The 16,156-nt window shown below is 70.1% G+C and carries 14 protein-coding genes; 3 read left to right on the plus strand and 11 right to left on the minus strand.

The genetic code is table 11. The features are described 5' to 3' along the window. Positions 1–49: 49 nt before the first annotated feature. The 8 genes from ACWDNU_RS05545 to ACWDNU_RS05580 all read right to left on the minus strand — a co-directional run bounded on the left by ACWDNU_RS05545 (position 50) and on the right by ACWDNU_RS05580 (position 9,662). Complete coding sequence (locus ACWDNU_RS05545; protein WP_449667887.1) at positions 50–541, minus strand: flavin reductase family protein; 492 nt, start codon at positions 539–541, stop codon at positions 50–52. Further along, the gene (locus ACWDNU_RS05550) at positions 538–2,010 is read right to left on the minus strand and encodes an FAD-dependent oxidoreductase (protein WP_370936191.1); all 1,473 of its coding nucleotides are present in this window, start codon (positions 2,008–2,010) and stop codon (positions 538–540) included. Before ACWDNU_RS05550 ends, ACWDNU_RS05545 begins: the two co-directional genes overlap by 4 nt. A 13-nt stretch (positions 2,011–2,023) precedes the next feature. Then, positions 2,024–4,525 (minus strand): flavin-containing monooxygenase, encoded by a 2,502-nt coding sequence (locus tag ACWDNU_RS05555; RefSeq protein WP_449667888.1) that lies wholly within the window; start codon positions 4,523–4,525, stop codon positions 2,024–2,026. A 31-nt stretch (positions 4,526–4,556) separates the two neighbouring features. Next, complete coding sequence (locus tag ACWDNU_RS05560; protein ID WP_449667889.1) at positions 4,557–5,489, minus strand: VOC family protein; 933 nt, start codon at positions 5,487–5,489, stop codon at positions 4,557–4,559. A gap of 15 nt (positions 5,490–5,504) precedes the next feature. Then, positions 5,505–6,689, minus strand: a complete 1,185-nt coding sequence (locus ACWDNU_RS05565) for an acyl-CoA dehydrogenase family protein (RefSeq protein WP_370936188.1) — start codon at positions 6,687–6,689, stop codon at positions 5,505–5,507. 87 nt (positions 6,690–6,776) lie between these two features. After that, positions 6,777–7,820, minus strand: a complete 1,044-nt coding sequence (locus tag ACWDNU_RS05570; protein WP_449667890.1) for a 2Fe-2S iron-sulfur cluster-binding protein — start codon at positions 7,818–7,820, stop codon at positions 6,777–6,779. Between the two features lie 233 nt (positions 7,821–8,053). After that, the gene (locus ACWDNU_RS05575; RefSeq protein WP_449667891.1) at positions 8,054–9,103 is read right to left on the minus strand and encodes a GAF and ANTAR domain-containing protein; all 1,050 of its coding nucleotides are present in this window, start codon (positions 9,101–9,103) and stop codon (positions 8,054–8,056) included. A gap of 154 nt (positions 9,104–9,257) precedes the next feature. Beyond that, positions 9,258–9,662: an STAS domain-containing protein gene (locus ACWDNU_RS05580; protein WP_449667892.1), complete on the minus strand. Its 405-nt coding sequence runs from the start codon at positions 9,660–9,662 to the stop codon at positions 9,258–9,260. A gap of 362 nt (positions 9,663–10,024) precedes the next feature. On the opposite strand from ACWDNU_RS05580, the gene ACWDNU_RS05585 reads away from it, so the two are divergent. Beyond that, positions 10,025–11,377: a cytochrome P450 gene (locus tag ACWDNU_RS05585; protein WP_449667893.1), complete on the plus strand. Its 1,353-nt coding sequence runs from the start codon at positions 10,025–10,027 to the stop codon at positions 11,375–11,377. A gap of 3 nt (positions 11,378–11,380) precedes the next feature. Here the strand turns inward: ACWDNU_RS05585 and ACWDNU_RS05590 are convergent, their stop codons facing one another. After that, on the minus strand, positions 11,381–11,887 hold the full coding sequence (locus tag ACWDNU_RS05590; RefSeq protein WP_370937827.1) for a type 1 glutamine amidotransferase domain-containing protein: 507 nt from the start codon (positions 11,885–11,887) through the stop codon (positions 11,381–11,383). Between the two features lie 138 nt (positions 11,888–12,025). After that, positions 12,026–12,487 (minus strand): SRPBCC family protein, encoded by a 462-nt coding sequence (locus ACWDNU_RS05595; RefSeq protein WP_370937828.1) that lies wholly within the window; start codon positions 12,485–12,487, stop codon positions 12,026–12,028. 114 nt (positions 12,488–12,601) lie between these two features. Between ACWDNU_RS05595 and ACWDNU_RS05600 the strand changes: the two genes are divergently transcribed. Both ACWDNU_RS05600 and ACWDNU_RS05605 read left to right on the plus strand, forming a co-directional pair. Further along, entirely contained in the window at positions 12,602–13,894 is a 1,293-nt protein-coding gene (locus ACWDNU_RS05600; RefSeq protein ID WP_449667894.1) for an NAD(P)/FAD-dependent oxidoreductase, read from the plus strand. Positions 13,895–13,921: 27 nt separating this feature from the next. Beyond that, the gene (locus ACWDNU_RS05605; protein ID WP_449667895.1) at positions 13,922–15,013 is read left to right on the plus strand and encodes an Rv2629 family ribosome hibernation factor; all 1,092 of its coding nucleotides are present in this window, start codon (positions 13,922–13,924) and stop codon (positions 15,011–15,013) included. A 58-nt stretch (positions 15,014–15,071) separates the two neighbouring features. On the opposite strand, the gene ACWDNU_RS05610 is transcribed toward ACWDNU_RS05605, so the two are convergent. Further along, positions 15,072–16,034, minus strand: coding sequence for a TIGR03557 family F420-dependent LLM class oxidoreductase (locus tag ACWDNU_RS05610; RefSeq protein ID WP_449667896.1), 963 nt, complete (start codon positions 16,032–16,034; stop codon positions 15,072–15,074). Positions 16,035–16,156: the final 122 nt, after the last annotated feature.

The raw sequence follows: 16,156 nt of genomic DNA on the forward strand, positions 1-16,156 counted from the left end.
CCAGCGGGATCGGTGCCGGTCGGGCGGACTTCCCGATCAGCGGACGCTCTCAGGCGGGCACGTTGATGCGTCCGTAGCGGCCGCGGAAGAAGACCAGTGGCTCTTGGTCCGACGAGTGCAGATGCCGTACGCGGGAGACGACGATCGTGTGGTCGCCTGCCTCGTGCTCGGTGTCGAGTTCCGCTTCGATCCAGGCCAGGGAATCGGTGACCACCGGGGCGCCCGAGGGCGACGGCGTCCAGTCGATTCCGGCGAACTTGTCGACACCGCGAGCCGCCAAGCTCCGGCACACCGCTTCCTGGGATTCGGACAGGATGCTGATCGCGTAGCAGCCCGCGGCACGCACTCGTGGCCACGACGTGCTGGTCGCGGCCACGCAGAACGCGACCAGCGGCGGGTCGAGCGACACCGACGTGAACGAGTTCGCCGCCAGGCCGACCGGTGCGCCCGTGTCCGGGTCGATGCCGGTGATCGCCACGACGCCGGTGGCGAAATGGCCCAGGACGGTCCGCATCCGCGTGGGGTCCGACGGGTTGGTCATTCGACTTCTCCTTTAGCCGCGGCGAGTCCGGCCCGGCGGCCGTAGAAGCTGCCGTCTCCTAGTGAAGCGCCGCTGACGTAACCGCCGGTGCAGATGCCTGCCGTACAGCGTCCGGCGGCGAACAGGCCCGGGATCGGCGCGCCGGATACGTGCAGGACCCGGGAGTCCAGGTCGGTCCGCAAGCCGCCCAGAGGGAATCCGGCGGTGGCGCCCCGTAGGTCGAAGGCGGCGACTGCGCCGGTGAGCGGACGCAGCCACTCTGGTTTCTTGCCGAACAGCGGGTCTCGGCCAAGCGCGGCATAGGTGTTGTAGAACTCGACTGTGGTCTGCAGCGCCAGTTCCGGCAGGCCCATGTCGGCCTCTAACTCGGCGACGGTCTCGGCGGCCCAGGTTGGCGGCACGCGGAAGATCGGCGTTGCGGTTTCGGTCGCGAGGGCTTCCTCGTGTGCGCGTTCGTCGATCACCAGGAATGCCTGGTTGTCTTGGTGGAACAGGGTTGCCTGGCCGATCCGGCCGGGATAGGTGTCTTCGGTGACGTAGCGCTGGCCCTGGCCGTTGACGAGGATGCCGCGCGCCAGCATCTGCGGGTCGCCGAAGAAGGCGACTTCGGTGGCGTCCATGTGCGCGGTCGCCGCGCCGAACGCGGTCGCGGCCAGGATGCCGACGCCGTCGTGTTCCTCGATAGCAGCACCGGGACGGCCGATCAGCCGCGGTGCGTGGTCGGCGACCATCTGCTCGGAGTAGGCGAATCCGCCGGTCGCCAGCACGACGCCGAGGTCCGCACGGACGGCGATCTCGCGGCCGTAGCGCCGGGCAAGCACGCCGACGACTCGCGAACCGTCCACGATGAGACGGCTCAGGCGGACGTCGTAGGAAACCCGCACGCCGAGCGCTTCGGCGGTCTCGGCGAGCGGCTTCATCAGCATGTAGCCGCCGCCCCGCTCCCCCGTGCGCTTGTCGCGCATCTGCGGCACGTGTCCGCGTGGTGCGGGGCTGGCGACGGCGTTGAACGGAGCCGCGTTCTCGCCGCCGGAGTAGGCCAGGCCTTCATCGTGCGGCGGTTCCCAACCCGGTTCGTCCCAGAGCGCTTCGCGAAACGGCACGCCGTTGCCGACGAGCCAGTCGTAGTGTTCCAGGCTGCCGCGGCAGTAGTCGGCGATCTTGGCCGCGTCGGCGCCCGGGCCGACGGCCGCGAGCAGGAACTTCTCCATGTTCTCCGCCGTGTCCTCGAACCCGAGGGCGCGCTGGAGCGGAGTGCCGCCGCCGAGGTACACGAAACCGCCGGCCAGCGCCGCCGCGCCGCCCCAGCCGCTCGTGCGTTCCAGGATCAGCACCTGCGCGCCGGACCTCGCGGCCTCGATCGCCGCGGACACGCCGGCGATGCCGTACCCGGCGACGACCACGTCCGCGGTCTCGTGCCATTCGGTGATGGCGGCGGCCGGGACGGGACGCAGCTTGTCGGTCGTCATGGATCAACCCTTCCTAAGCCAGGAGGTCCCGCATCATCTGCCAGAGCTTCTCGCGCGCGGGTTCGGTCAGGGACAACGCCGGGATCGTCAGGAAGCCGTGGAACAAGCCCTCGAACCGGTGCGCGGTGACTGCTACCCCGGCGTCCCGCAAGCGCGCTGCATAGTCGTCTCCGGCGGTGCACAAGGGATCCAGTTCCGCGGTCGCGACCACTGCGGGAGGAAGGTCCACAAGCGACTCCGCCCGCGTCGGCACCAGGTACGGGCTGTCGGTTCCGTTCGGCGCGTATTGCGCCCAGTACCACCGCATCGCGGTCTCGGTGTTGTAGTAGCCCTCGCCGTAGCGCTGGTAGGACTCGGTGGCGAAATCGTCGTCGATCACCGGGTACAGCAGGACTTGCGCGGCGATGCGCGGGCCGCCGCGGTCGCGCGCCGCGAGGCACACTGTCGCGGCCAGGTTGCCGCCCGCACTGTCGCCTGCTACGCCGATCCGGGCTGGGTCTCCCCCGTACTCAGCGGCGTGCTCGGCAGCCCAGACCACCGCCGCGTACACGTCCTCCATCGCGGCGGGACCGGGATGTTCCGGGGCCAGCCGGTAGTCGACCGCGATCACCACGGCCTCGACCGCATCGGCCATGGAACGGCAGAACTCGTCGTGGCTGTCGAGGTCGCAGAACACGAAACCGCCGCCGTGCGCGAAGACCACCACCGGAAGCGGCCCTTCGTGGTTCGGCGCATAGATGCGCAGGGTCAGGTCGCCGCCGGGCCCTGGAATCACGCGATCCTCCGCGATCCGCATCGCGGGCTGGTGCGTCAGTGGTGCGCGACGGGAGCGAATGAGCGCCCGCAACTCCGCGGGATCGTGCTGGGTCACGTCCGGGAAGTCCGCCAGCCCGGCGAGCATCGCCGTCACCTCGGCGACGGGAGCGTCGAGGACGAACCCGCGGTACCCGTCGGACGCGACCTCGTCGCAGATCGCGCGGTACTTGCCGAGCCCTCCGACATACGGCATGAACACCCGGGGCTTGCCGGGAATGTTCGCGCCGAGGTACCAGGAGTTGGCGGCCGGGAACAACGTCGCCGCCGCGTTGGCGTTGCACGTGGCCACCCATTCCGCGACGGCGTCCTCGCTCGCCTCGATCGTCGTCGCGCGGTGCTCGTCGAGATAGTCCACACAGGACGCGATCCAGTCCACGTGCTGTTCGGCGGTCAGCACCATGTTCGCCAGCACGCTCGGGCTGCCCGGCCCGTTGACGACGAACAGGTTGGGAAATCCGGAAACCGCCAGTCCGAGGTAGGTGCGCGGCCCTGCCGACCATTCTTCGCGCAGCGTGCGCCCGTCCCGGCCGCGGATGTCGATGCGGGACAGCGAACCGGTCATCGCGTCGAAACCGGTGGCGAAGATCAGCATGTCGAGTTCGTGCAGACCGCCCGACGTGCGGACACCGTCTGGAGTGATCTCGGTGATCGGCGTGCGCCGGAGGTTGACCAGCTCGACGTTTTCCCGGTTGTACGCCTCGAAATAGCCGCTGTCGGTGACGATGCGTTTCGTGCCGATCGGATGGTCGTCCGGGATGAGCTGCTCAGCGATCTCCGGGTCGTGCACGAGTTCGCGGATCTTGGCTTCGACGTACTCGCGGGCGGTGTCGTTGGCCGCGAGATTCGTGGTCTGGTCGGGGAAAGCCTTGGCGAACAGGTATCCCCCGCGCTGCCACCACTGGTCGTAGATCCGGGTCCGCTCGGCGGCGTCGACCTCGAGCGCGCCGCGCGGGTGCGGGCTGTTGGGCGTGCCGCCGCCGCTGATCCGCGACAAACGCCGCCGTTCGGGATAACCGGCTTTGATTTCCGCGATGAACTCGGGCGTCAGCGGCCGGTTCCGCGCGGGAATCGAATAGTTGGGGCTGCGCTGGAAAACCGTCACCTGCGCCGCGGTTTCGGCGACGACCGGGATCGTTTGGATTCCCGAAGACCCGGTCCCGATCACGCCGACGCGCTTGCCTTCGAACTCCACACCATGGTGCGGCCAGGCACCCGTGTGGTACAGCTCGCCCGCGAAACTGTCCCGCCCCGGAATCTCCGGCATATTGGTAGCCGACAGAACACCGGTGGCCAGCACGAGAAAACGCGCGCTGACGGTCCGGGCGGTGTCGGTGCCGATCGTCCACCGCCCGGACCGCTCGTCGTAATCCGCCGCCGTCACCCGGGTCGAGAACTCGTACGCCGAGCGCAGGTCGTGCCGGTCCGCGACGTGGCCGAGATAGCGCAGGATCTCGTCCTGGGCCGCGAACCGCTCGCTCCACGTCCATTCCTGCTGCAGTTCTTCGTCGAACGAGTAGGAATAGTCGATGCTTTCGACGTCGCAGCGCGCACCGGGATACCGGTTGTGGTACCAGGTTCCGCCCACTCCGGCCGCGCTTTCGAAGCCCCGCACCCGCATTCCGCGGGCACGCAGTTTGTGCACCGCGTAAAGACCGGCGATCCCGGCCCCGACGACGACTGCGTCGAAAGAGTTTTCCACGTTGTTCCCGTCCCTCGATGCGGCAGGCGGTTCAGGCTTCCACGCGCTCGGCGGCCTTCTGCGCTTCCTTCATTTCCTTCATCCAGAGCCATTCGTGGCCCCAGTAGCTGTCCGCGGTGATTTCCTCGGCGGTGTAATAGGTTTCGTCGACGGGCTGGCCGCCGTAGCCGTACTCGATGTCCCAGCCGCCGGGGACCCGCACGTAGAACGAGATCATCTTGTCGTTGGTGTGCCGCCCGAGCGTGGAGGACACCGGGAAATCGCGCGCCAGCACCTGGTCGTAGGCGCGGCCGACCGCGTCGAGCGAATCGACCTCGACCATGACGTGGATCAGGCCGGGGTCGCGGCCTTCCAGGCTCGGCATGATCGCCAGGCTGTGGTGGCGCTGGTTGACCCCGAGGAACCGGATCCGCAGCGGGCCTGCTTCCGGCGGGCCGGGCATCCGGAACGCGCCGCGCGACAGGAAGCCGAGCGTCTCGGTGTAGAACTCGAAGGACTCGTCGAAGCTGGTGGTCGGCATGACCACGTGGCCGAGGCCCTGCGCGCCGGTGACGAACTTGTGGGCGTACTTGGTCACCACCGGGCTGTGTTCGAGCACCGGCCCGTGGAAAAACTCCAGCGGCGTGCCGCCCGGATCCTTCGCGGAGAAGCCAGCCTCGACCTTGCGCCGGTCCGCGAGTTCCTGCGACATCGGCGTGCACTCCACGCCAGAGTCTTCGAGCGTCGCACGAAGCCTGCGCAATGCCGGAGCGTCCCGCACTTCCCAGCCGACCGCCGTCACCCGATCCGCGTCACCGTGCTCGACGGTGATCCGGGACGGACGCTCGTCCATCCGGAAGTGCAGCGCGTCCTTCTCCTCGCCGAAGCCCGGCGCGAAACCGAGCACGTCGAAGCCGAGTTCGCGCCAGCGCTCCAGGTCGGTGGCGATGACCCGGACGTAGCCGAGTCCCTTGATTTCGCTCATGACGGGGTTCCTTTCTCAGATCATCACGCGCAGGGGACCCTGCGGGACTTCGACGTTCAGCGACGCCAGCGCGGCGGCGTGGTAGGTGGTGCTGGTGACGTGGATCGCGTGGTGCAGGCCGGCGTGCGCGTCGCGCCAGAAGCGCTGCAGCGGGTTGTCCATCCGCAACGCGTTCCCGCCGGCGCGGTCGAAGATCTCGTCGGCGGCGCGGACCGCTCGCCACGCCGCGCGGGCCTGATCGCGGCGGATCTGGGCGCGGGTGGCGAAGTCGATCTCCTCGCCCCGGTCGACCTTGTCCCACACCCGGTCCACATTGGACAGAAGCTGCTGGCGCGCGGCGTCGATCTCCGAGGCCGAATCGCTGAGCGCGTGCAGCACGTACGGGTCGTCCTTGACGAGGGTGCCGGTCGCGCCGACGCGGTTGCGCTGGTACTCGACCCCGGCGGCCAGCACGCCCTCGCAAATGCCGATGGTGGCCGAAGTGATGCCCAGCGGGAAGATCGTCGACCACGGCATCTTGTACAGCGTCTCGGTGACGCCGTACTCCCTCGCCGCGGAGCCGTCGATGACTTTGTCCGCGTCCATCACCCGGTACGCCGGGACGAACGCGTCCTTGACCACGATGTCCTTGCTGCCGGTGCCGCGCAGGCCGACGACGTCCCAGGAACCGTCGATGATCTCGTAGTCCGACCGCGGCAGGATCACGTGCATGCTGTGCGGCGGCATCAGCGGCTGGCCGTCCTGGCCGCCGAGCATCGCGCCGAGAAAGATCCAGTCGCAGTGGTCGGTGCCCGACGAGAACTGCCAGCGGCCGTTCAGCACGAAACCGCCGTCCGCCGGAACCGCGACCCCGGCGGGCATGTACGGCGACGCCTGCCAGGTATCGGTGTCCTCGCCCAGGATTTCTTCCTGCACCTTCGGATCCGCGAAGGCCAGCTGCCACGGGTGGACGCCGACGATGCCGCCCACCCAGCCCGCCGATCCGTAGATGCTCGCAGTCTTCATGACCGTCTCGGCGAACTCGCGCGGGTGCGCTTCATAGCCGTTGTACTTCTTGCGCTGCAGCAAACGGATGATGCCCGCCTGCTTGAGCCGCTTGGCCATGTCGTCGGGAAGGCGGCCGAGCGCCTCGCCTTCCTCAGCAGCGGCCCGGAGTTCGTCGGCGATCGCCTCGATGTTGTCGAGCACGGGATTCGGCATGGGGGCTCCTCGATTTTCGCAGTGGGTCGAGCTTGCCAACCAGGAAGCCGGATCGGCCCCGGTCTCCTGATGAGTGGAACAGCGGCCTCAGTACTCGATGGCGATCTCGTCGCTGACCGGTTCCGCCTGGCACGCCAGGATGTAGCCGTCGGCGAGGTCGTCTTCGGTGAGAATCTCGTTGCGCGCCAGGTTCACCTTTCCGTCCGTCAACGCGCACACGCACGCGCTACAGGCGCCTTCGCGGCACGAGTACGGCGCGTCGACGCCCGCGGCCAGGAGGGCGTCGAGGAGTTTCTGCCCGGCGTTCCAGGGCACGACGTGGTCCTCCCCGTCGAGCGAGGCCCGCACGGTGCACGCGACCTCGCCGGTCCCGGACTCCGGCTCGTCGGCGAACGGATCTTGCTGCAGGGAAAGGAATCGCTCCGAGTGCACCCGGGTCCCGGGGATTCCGGCGCAGACGTCCGCCGCCAGGTCCATCAACGGTTCCGGTCCGCACAGGTAGACGTCGCGGCCAGCGAACGGACGCAGCAGCACCGTCAACAGGTTCCGACTGGGATAGCCCTGCAGTGACTCCAAGAGGTGGATCACGGTGAAGCGATCGGGAAACTTGCTCTCGAGCGCGGCCAGTTCTCCGGCGAAGATCACCGACGCCTCGTCCCGGTTCGCGTAGATCAGCACGACGTTCCCGCTGCCGCCGAACAGGATCGACTTCGCGATGGCGATCACCGGCGTGATCCCGCTGCCGCCCGCGACCAGCACCGCCGGCTGGTCCAGCGACGCGGGCGTGAAGGTCCCGGCGGGCGGGAGCACGTCGAGTTCGTCCCCGGCCGCGACCGTGTCGCACAGCCAGTTCGACCCGTGCCCGCCCCGTACGCGCTTGACGGTGAACTTCATCGCCTCATCGCAGTGCGGCGAACTCGACAGCGAGTAGCAGCGCGCGGACCCCGTTCCGGCGTCCGGGACCCGGACGGTCAGGAACTGCCCCGCGCGGTAGCCGAACGCGGCGTCCCCGACCGGCTCCACGACGAACGAGCGCGCGTCGGCGGTCTCCTCCACGACGTCGGTCACCCGGACCCGCTTGCCGCGCGAACCCGACGCGGCCTCGCGGCCGGTACTCGTTTCGGTGGACATCCAGCCTCCTGGTCCTCGTCGCCCAACCCGCCGCCCCGGTACGTGAGGGGAACCCTGAGGGAATCTGATTCCCTCAGGGTTCCCCTCACGTACCGCACACCGCACCCGCCGACCGGACCGACCCGGCTCGGCCCGCCCCGGCCCCGGCCCCGGCCCGGAAGCGGAAGCTCTCGGCCTGGACAGACGTAAACCACCACGCCGAAGGCGCCGCCTCGAGTCGCTGGCGTCGGCCCTCACACCGGGTCCGGCTCTCCCAGCTGCGCGGCCGGCCCGTCCAGCTCCTCGTGCCGGGAGGCAAGAGTCCCCGCCAGGTGCACCAGCTTCACGTTCAGCTGCTGCGAAGTGCGCCGCAGCAGGTCGAACGCCTCCTCCGCGTCCAGGCCCCGGCGCGCCATGATGATGCCCTTGGCCTGGCCGATCACGTCCCGGCTGTCCAGCGCGCGCCGCAGCTGCGCCTGGTGCAGTTCGCTCCGGGTGACCGCGTCCGTTTCGGCCACCGCGAGGGTCGCGTGGCTGGCCAGGAGCAGCACGACGTCACGGTCGGCGTCCGTCAGGCCGCCGGGAGTGCGGGAGTAGAGGTTGAGCGCGCCGGAAAACCGCGACACGGCGTCGTCGACCAGCGCGGTCGCCAGTACGGCGCGCCAGCCGGCCTCGGCAGCCTCCGGAGCCCATCGCGGCCACTGTGCGTCACTGCGCAGGTCGGCGCTTTCGAGGAATTCGGGCCGGTTCGGGATGGCGGCGTCGTGGCAGGGGCCCTCGCCCAGCCGGTACTGCAGCCGGTCCAGGTCGGCGGCCGCCGGGTCGGTGTAGGCGGCGGTGTGGAAGGTCCCGTCCGGCGCGCGCAGCGTGATCGACACCAGTTCGGCGGCGGGCACCAGCGACGCGGTCGCGTCCACGATCAGCTCCAGGACCTCGCCGACGGTCCGCGCGGCCAGGAGCATCTCGGTGAGCGTCCGGAACTGCCCGCCGGAGGGCCGCAGCGACTCGTCCTCGAAAGCCAGCGCCGCGGACGCGGAATCGGCGACCGGCACGCCCTCGTCTTCGAGCACCCGGCGGGCCACTCCGCCCTCGCGGCAGGCGAACACCGCTTCGCTCGGCTCGGCGGTCTTGCGCAGCGCGGCGAGGTCCTGGCTCGAGAACGAGGTCAGCTCGCTCAGCTCGAAGACCACCATCCTCGGCTCCGCCGACAGCGCTTCGCCCACTTCGGCGCGCAATTCGGCCGGATCGCCGCTCAGCCGCACCACGGCCGAGTAGTCGACCGCCGACCCGTTTCCGCCTTCCACGATTCCTCCCCGCCAGCCCGGACTGTCCGGCAAGCGCCTGCCAAAGTACTCGGATCCGGGACCGGACGCGGCGCCCCTCGTTTCGCCACGCTCGCGGACAGCGTTCTGGCCCGGCCCGCCGGATCTCCGGAAGGGCCGGGCCAAAACGGAACAGCTAGCCGACCTCGGCCGCGACGCTCCGAGCGGCGGCACCCGCATCGACGGCGTCGGCAAGGCGTTCGACCACCCGGAACTCCCGGTCGAGCCCGAGAATGCGCAGCGGCCGCAGCACCGCGCGCTGCCCAGCGACCACGGCGAACGCGACGCCCGCCGCGTCCGCCGCCCGGGCGGTGTCGGTCAGCACTTCCAGCCCGCTGACCGAGCAGAACGTCAAGGCGGAGACGTCGGCGATCAGAGCAGGCGGACGCAGTGCCAATTCCTCGGCCAGCATCGCGCGCAGCCGGGCGGTGGAGCGGAGGTCCAGTTCTCCGGAGACCGCGACGACGGTTTCGCCCGCGGTGGCGGTGATCAGAGTTCTCGCCGGTGTCCCCGGCAGATACGAAAGCGTTTCATGCACCATGGAGCCCTCCTCGCAGATGCGAGACCGGGCCGACGCTGGCGACCCGGCCCTGGGCCCGAGGCAAACGGGCCGCATTGGTCAGGCGACGGCACGTGGGCTGAACCGCTCCTGGCCCGACCCTACCGCAGTGCCGCGCCCGCCGCACTGCCCTCCACCTGCCGAAGCATCGATCTCGCCGGACGCAAGGTGAACAGTGGACAGTCCCCGGCGCCCGGACACAAGCGACCGCCCGGAGGTCGAAACCGTTCCATGCCAGCAACTACTCACTATCCATAATGGACTGTCCAGGTCGCGCCGCCGGAGCGGAAGCCAGTGTTCCCGCGCCCAGGTTTCGCCCGAACCGACGCGGGTACCCGAACAGCATGGCGACCACCCGCGCGACCGCGAGCCCGGACTTGTCCGAACTGCCCCCGGCCGACATCCGCCCGCAGCGCGCGTCGGTCCGTGACACCGGGCGCATCGTCGCGCGGGTGGTCGCCCCCACCGTCGGCATCGGCCTGATCAAACGCCGCCCCCGCGCGATGGCCGCGGCACAGAAACTGCGGGTCGACAGTTCGGCGATCCGTCTGCTGCACGACCTCGGCGAACGCTACGGCCCCGGCCCGCTCGACCTGCCGGTCCCCGGCCGGTCGTTCCGCCTGGTGCTGGACGCGAACCACGTCGGCGCGCTGCTGGCCGGCACGCCCAGTCCGTTCAGCCCGGACACCACCGACAAAGCCGCGGCCCTGCGCCATTTCCAGCCGCACGGCGCCCTGATCTCCAGCGGCGCCACCCGCGCCCGGCGAAGGAAACTCAACGAAACCGTCCTCGAACCCGGCCGCGCCGCGCACGAACTCGCCGGGTCCTGGGCGGAAACCATCCGCACCGAAGCGCACGAAATGCTCTCCGGGTTTCCGGACCTCGACGCGACCCAGTTCACCGAGCACTTCTGGACGATCATCCGCAAGATCGTGCTCGGCGGCGACACCACCGCCGACCGGCGCGTCACCGACCTCCTCGACCAGTTGCGGCTCGACGCCAACTGGGCGTTCGCGCACCCGCGCCGGGACGACCAGCGCCGTCAGTTCCAGTCCCTTCTCGACCGTCAGCTCGGCCTGGACCGCCCCGGCAGCCTCGGCGCCGCGATGGCGAAACAACCGGCCGACCCGGACGTCGATCCGACCGGCCAAGTCCCGCACTGGCTGTTCGCTTTCGACGCCGCCGCGATCGCCACTCTTCGCGCACTCGCTTTGCTCGCAACACATCCCGACGAGCTGGCCGAAGCCCGGCGCGAAGTCGCCGAAGCGGATCTCTTGAAGCCACAACAGCTTCCGTACTTGCGTGCCTGCGTTCTGGAGTCCATCCGGCTCTGGCCGACGACTCCTGCGCTGCTGCGCGAAAGCACCGAGGACACCGCGTGGGGTCCGGCGGAAACGACATTCCTGATCTACACGCCGTTCTTCCACCGCGACCCGGAAACGTTGCCGTACGCGAATTCCTTCGCCCCGGACATCTGGCTGGACGGCCGGGCCGAAGCCAACCCGGCGCTCGTGCCGTTCAGCGCCGGGCCCGGCGTGTGCCCGGGCCGCGACATCGTGCTCTTCACCGCCTCGACCCTGCTCGCCGCGCTACTGCAACAAGCGGGCTTCGCGCCGCGAGGCACCGCCGCCGACCTGCAGCCGGGGCGGCTCCCCGCGACGCTCAACCACTTCGGCATTCGCTTCGCGCTGTCCTGAGGCCTACTTCAGCCGCTCGAGCAGCGCGTCGCAAAACGCGGGCAGGTCGTCGGGATTACGCGACGTGATGACGCCGTCATCCGTCACGACCTCGCGATCAACCCACTCCGCACCCGCGTTGCGCAGGTCAGTCTGCAGCGACGGCCACGAAGTGACCGTCCGGCCGCGCGCGAGCCCGGATTCGGCGAGCAGCCAAGGGCCGTGGCAGACGGCTGCGACCGGCTTGCCCGCGGCGGCCGTTTCCCGGACCAGCGCGACCATCGGCTCGCTGGTGCGAATCTTGTCCGGCGAGTACCCGCCGGGCACCACGACCGCGTCGAAGTCCGCCGCGCCGACCTCGTCCACGGCCTGGTCAGTAGTGATTTTGGTGCCGTGCAAGGCGGTCAGCTTCTTGCCCCGCTCCAGGCCGACGACCACCGCCTCGTGCCCGGCCGAGCGCAACCGCTCGCACGGCACCAGGAATTCGTCGTCCTCGGTCATTTCGTCCACGAGCACTGCCACGCGGGCCATGCTGGTCTCCTCTCTGAACGGCGTCCGTCGCCGCCCGGTTACCCGCCGTCCGGCCGGGCCATGCCGCTTGTGCGGTGTCCCACGACAGCCCCGCGGTTCCGCGACGGAAAACGCCGTGGAACCGCGGGGAAAACCGCCTCAGCCCGGGGGTTCGACGTCGCCGCGCCAGGACCCCGTTTCGCGTCCGCGCTGCTCGATGAACTGCTTGAACCGCAGCATGTCCCCCTTCACGCGCCGGTCCAGGATTCCGAGCTTGTCGGCGGCGTTCTCGGCGAACCCTTCCGGGTCGAGCTCCATCTGCGCGGTGACCCGGGTCTTCGTGTCGGCCAGCCGGTGGAACGTGATCACCCCGGCGTGGTCCGGCCCGGAATCCGAGCGCCACGCGACCCGTTCGTCCGGGTGCTGCTCGGTGATGGTCGCGTCGAACTCCCGCCCGACGCCGCCGAACCGGGTGACCCAGTGCGTGTGCGTCGCGTCGAGCTGGCGGATCTCCTCCACGCCCTCCATGAACTCGGGGAACGATTCGAACTGCGTCCACTGGTTGTACGCGGTCGACACCGGGACGTCGACGTCCACGATTTCGGTGATCGTGCTGCTCATTCGCTCCTCCTCGCAAGCGGGTACCGGCACCGGGTGCCCGGGGCGCGCCGGGACGAAACCGGCGCGATTGCCCGGCCGCGCGCCGGGTACCCGTCGAGAGGAAAGGAGGCGCCCATGCGAGTCGTGATCGTCGGCGGCGGGTTCGCCGGATACCACGCGGCGCGAAAACTGCTGCGCACGCTAGGCGACCGCGCCGAGATCGTCGTGCTGAACCCGACCGACTATTTCCTGTACCTGCCGCTGCTGCCGGAGGTGGCCAGCGGGATCGTCGACCCCCGGCACGTCGCAGTGTCCATTCCGGACACTCTGCGCGGCGTGCGGCTGGTGCTGGGCACCGCGGAATCGGTCGACTTCGACGCCCGCACCGTGACGTTCACCGACCCGGAGGACCGCAAGGGGAAACTGGAGTACGACCGGCTGATCCTCGCGGCGGGCAGCGTCAACAAGCTGCTGCCGATCCCCGGGGTCGCCGAATGCGCGCACGGTTTCCGGGGCCTGCCCGAAGCGTTGTACCTGCGCGACCACGTCACCCGCCAGATCGAACTGGCGGCCGCGACCGACGACCGGGCCGAGCGCGACGCCCGGTGCACGTTCGTCGTCGTCGGCGCGGGCTACACCGGCACGGAGGTCGCCGCGCAAGGCCCGGAGTTCACCGCCGACCTCGCGCGCCGCCACCCGGAACTCGACGGACAGCCGATTCGCTGGCTGCTGCTGGACATCGCCGAACGCGTACTGCCCGAGTTGGACCCTCGGCTCGGCGCCACCGCCGACCGGGTGCTGCGCGAGCGCGGCGTCGAGGTCCGGATGAAGACCTCGGTGGACCGGGCGGACGTCGAAGGCGTCACGCTGACCACTGGCGACGCGGTGCCGACGCACACGCTCGTGTGGTGCGTGGGCGTCCGGCCTGATCCGCTGGTGTCCGACCTGGGTTTGGAAACCGTGAAGGGCAGGCTGGTCGTCACGCCGGAGCTGAACGTGCCCGGCCGCGACGACGTTCTCGCTTGTGGCGACGCGGCGGCGGTACCGGACCTGACCCGGCCCGGCGAGACCACGCCGATGACCGCGCAACACGCGCAGCGGCAAGGGAAACTGGCCGGAAGCAACGTCGCCGCATCGCTCGGCGTCGGCCGCTCGCGCCGGTACCGGCACCGCGATCTCGGTTTCGCCGTCGACCTCGGCTCGGGCCAGGGCGCGGCCAATCCGCTGCACATCCCGCTGGCCGGGCTTCCCGCCCGGCTCGTGACCCGCGGCTACCATCTGCTGTCCCTGCCGGGAAACCGCCTGCGCACGGCCGCCGACTGGGCGCTGCAGAAGCTCGGGCGGCGGCAGACCGTGCAGCTGGGTCTCGTCCGCTCCGGCGCGGTGCCGCTGGACACCGCCTCGCCCGAGCTGCCCCGGACCCGGTGAGACTTTCCCGGACGTTGGGAGGAAGAAATGGACACACACGAACTGCGCGCGCTGCTGACCGACGGACCGTTCGTCTCGGTGCACTTCGACGAATCGCACGACACCGAGGACGCGGCCAAGCAATTGCGGTTGCGGCTCAAGGAGATCGAGGCGGCGCTCGAAGACCAGGGCGCGGACCGGCCGACCGTCGAGGCGGCTCTTCGCGCCGTGGAAGAAAGTACGCCGCCGGTCGGACGGGCCGGACGCACCATCGTCGCCGCGCACGGCACCGTGCTGCTCGACCGGCGGCTCGCGGCCCCGCCGCCGGCGCAGGAGGCGCGCTACTCGGCGCTGCCGTACTTCCTGCCGACGGTGAGCCACCTCGAAGAGGCACCCGCGCATCTGGTGGTGCTGGTCGACCGGACCGGCGCCGACATCGAGGTGCACCGGCCCGACGGCAGCGTGGAAACCGAGACCGTGCACGGGCAGGAACACCCGGTGCACAAGGTCCGCGGCGGCGGTCCCGCGCACCGCGACATCCAGTCGCACGCCGAGCAGACCACGCACCGCAACCTCTCGGAAGTCGCCGACCACGTCGCGAAGGCCGCCGAACGCGTGCGGCCGCGAGCGATCGTCCTGGCCGGCGAAGTCCAGGCCCGCACCGAACTGCACGAACGCCTTCCGGAACCGGCCCGCTCGCTCGCCGCGGAGGTCGACGCGGGCGGCCGAGCCTCCGGTGCCGACCGTGCGGAGCTGGACCGAGCGGTGCACGAACTGCTTACCGGACAACGGTTGCGCGAACTGGACGACCTGGCCGACCGCTTCCGCGCCGACGCCGGGCGCGAATCGGCGCTGGCGGTCAGCGGGTTGTCCGCCGTCACCGCCGCGCTGGCGGAGTCGAACGTGGCGACGTTGCTGGTCGGAGACTCCGGCGAGGCCAGCGTGTACACCGGCCCGGAACCGACCCAGGTCGGCGTGGCGAAGCCGCGACTGGACGCCCTCGGCGCGGACGACCCGGCCCGCCGCCGCGCCGACGAGGCCCTGCCGTACGCGGCGGTGGCCGTCGGGGCGGACGTCGTGGTGATGGACGAACGGCTCGACCTGGCCGACGGATTCGGGGCGTTGCTGCGACATCCGTGACGTGCGTCTATGGGCCCGGGTGCCTCGGCACCCGGGCCCTTTCGTCTACAGTGGACCTTTACCGCAACGCGGGCAGCAACTCCCGCTCCGCGAACTCCACAAAGCCCGGCTGCTGCTCCGCCCCACCAATCTGCACCAACGCCAGATCCGTGAACCCAGCCTGCTCGAACTCCTTCACCGCGTCCACAATCGGACCAGCGTCCGGCCCGCACGGGATCCCCGCCGCCACGTCGTCCTCGCTCACATACTGCGTCGCCGCGTCGAACGCCCGCGTGCCCGGCAGCTCCGCGTTCACCGGCCATCCCGAGCCGAACCAGCGGAACTGCTCGTGCGCGCGCCGGATCGCCGCGCCGCGGTCCGGGTCCCAGCTGACCGGCAGCTGGCCGATCTTGCGCGCCGGCGGCCCGATCCGGTCGTGGTCCCATTCCGTGCACAGCTCCGCGTTCGGCTCGACCGCCACCATCGCGTCGGCCACCGGCGCGAAGCGCTGCACCGATTTCGGGCCGGACACGGCGATCGCGATCGGCACCCGCGTCGGGGACAGGTCCCACAGCTTCGCGCCGTCGGCCTGGAAATGCCGGCCGGTGTAGGTGAACGTGCCGCCGTCGAACAGGCCGCCGATGATCTGCACCGCCTCGGCGAGCCGGTCGTGCCGCACCGACACCGACGGCCAGCCCTGGCCCACGACGTGCTCGTTCAGGTTCTCCCCCGAGCCGAGCCCGAGGGTGAACCGGCCGTCGGACAGCAGTTGCACGGTCGCGGCCTTCTGCGCCACCACCACGGGGTGGTAGCGCATGGTCGGGCAGGTCACGAGCGTCATGAGCTCGATCCGCTCGGTCGCCTGCGCCACCGCGCCGAGCACGCTCCACGCGTACGGCGCGTGGCCCTGTTCGGCCAGCCACGGCGAATAGTGGTCGCTGCAGGCGGCGAAATCGAATCCGGCCCGCTCGGCGGCGGTCGCGCAGCCGACCAGCTCGCGCGGCCCGGTCTGTTCAGTCATCAAGGTGTAGCCGATGCGCATGTTCTCCCCGTTCGACGGGCTCTTCGCAGAGCGCGTACGCCCCGGAACCTCTTTCTCCCCGCCCGGTTACCCGGTCCCGGCCCGGTTCACCCGTCGCGTCTGTCCGAAAGAGACGCCCGCGG

Source organism: Amycolatopsis sp. NPDC003676 (genome assembly GCF_053587275.1).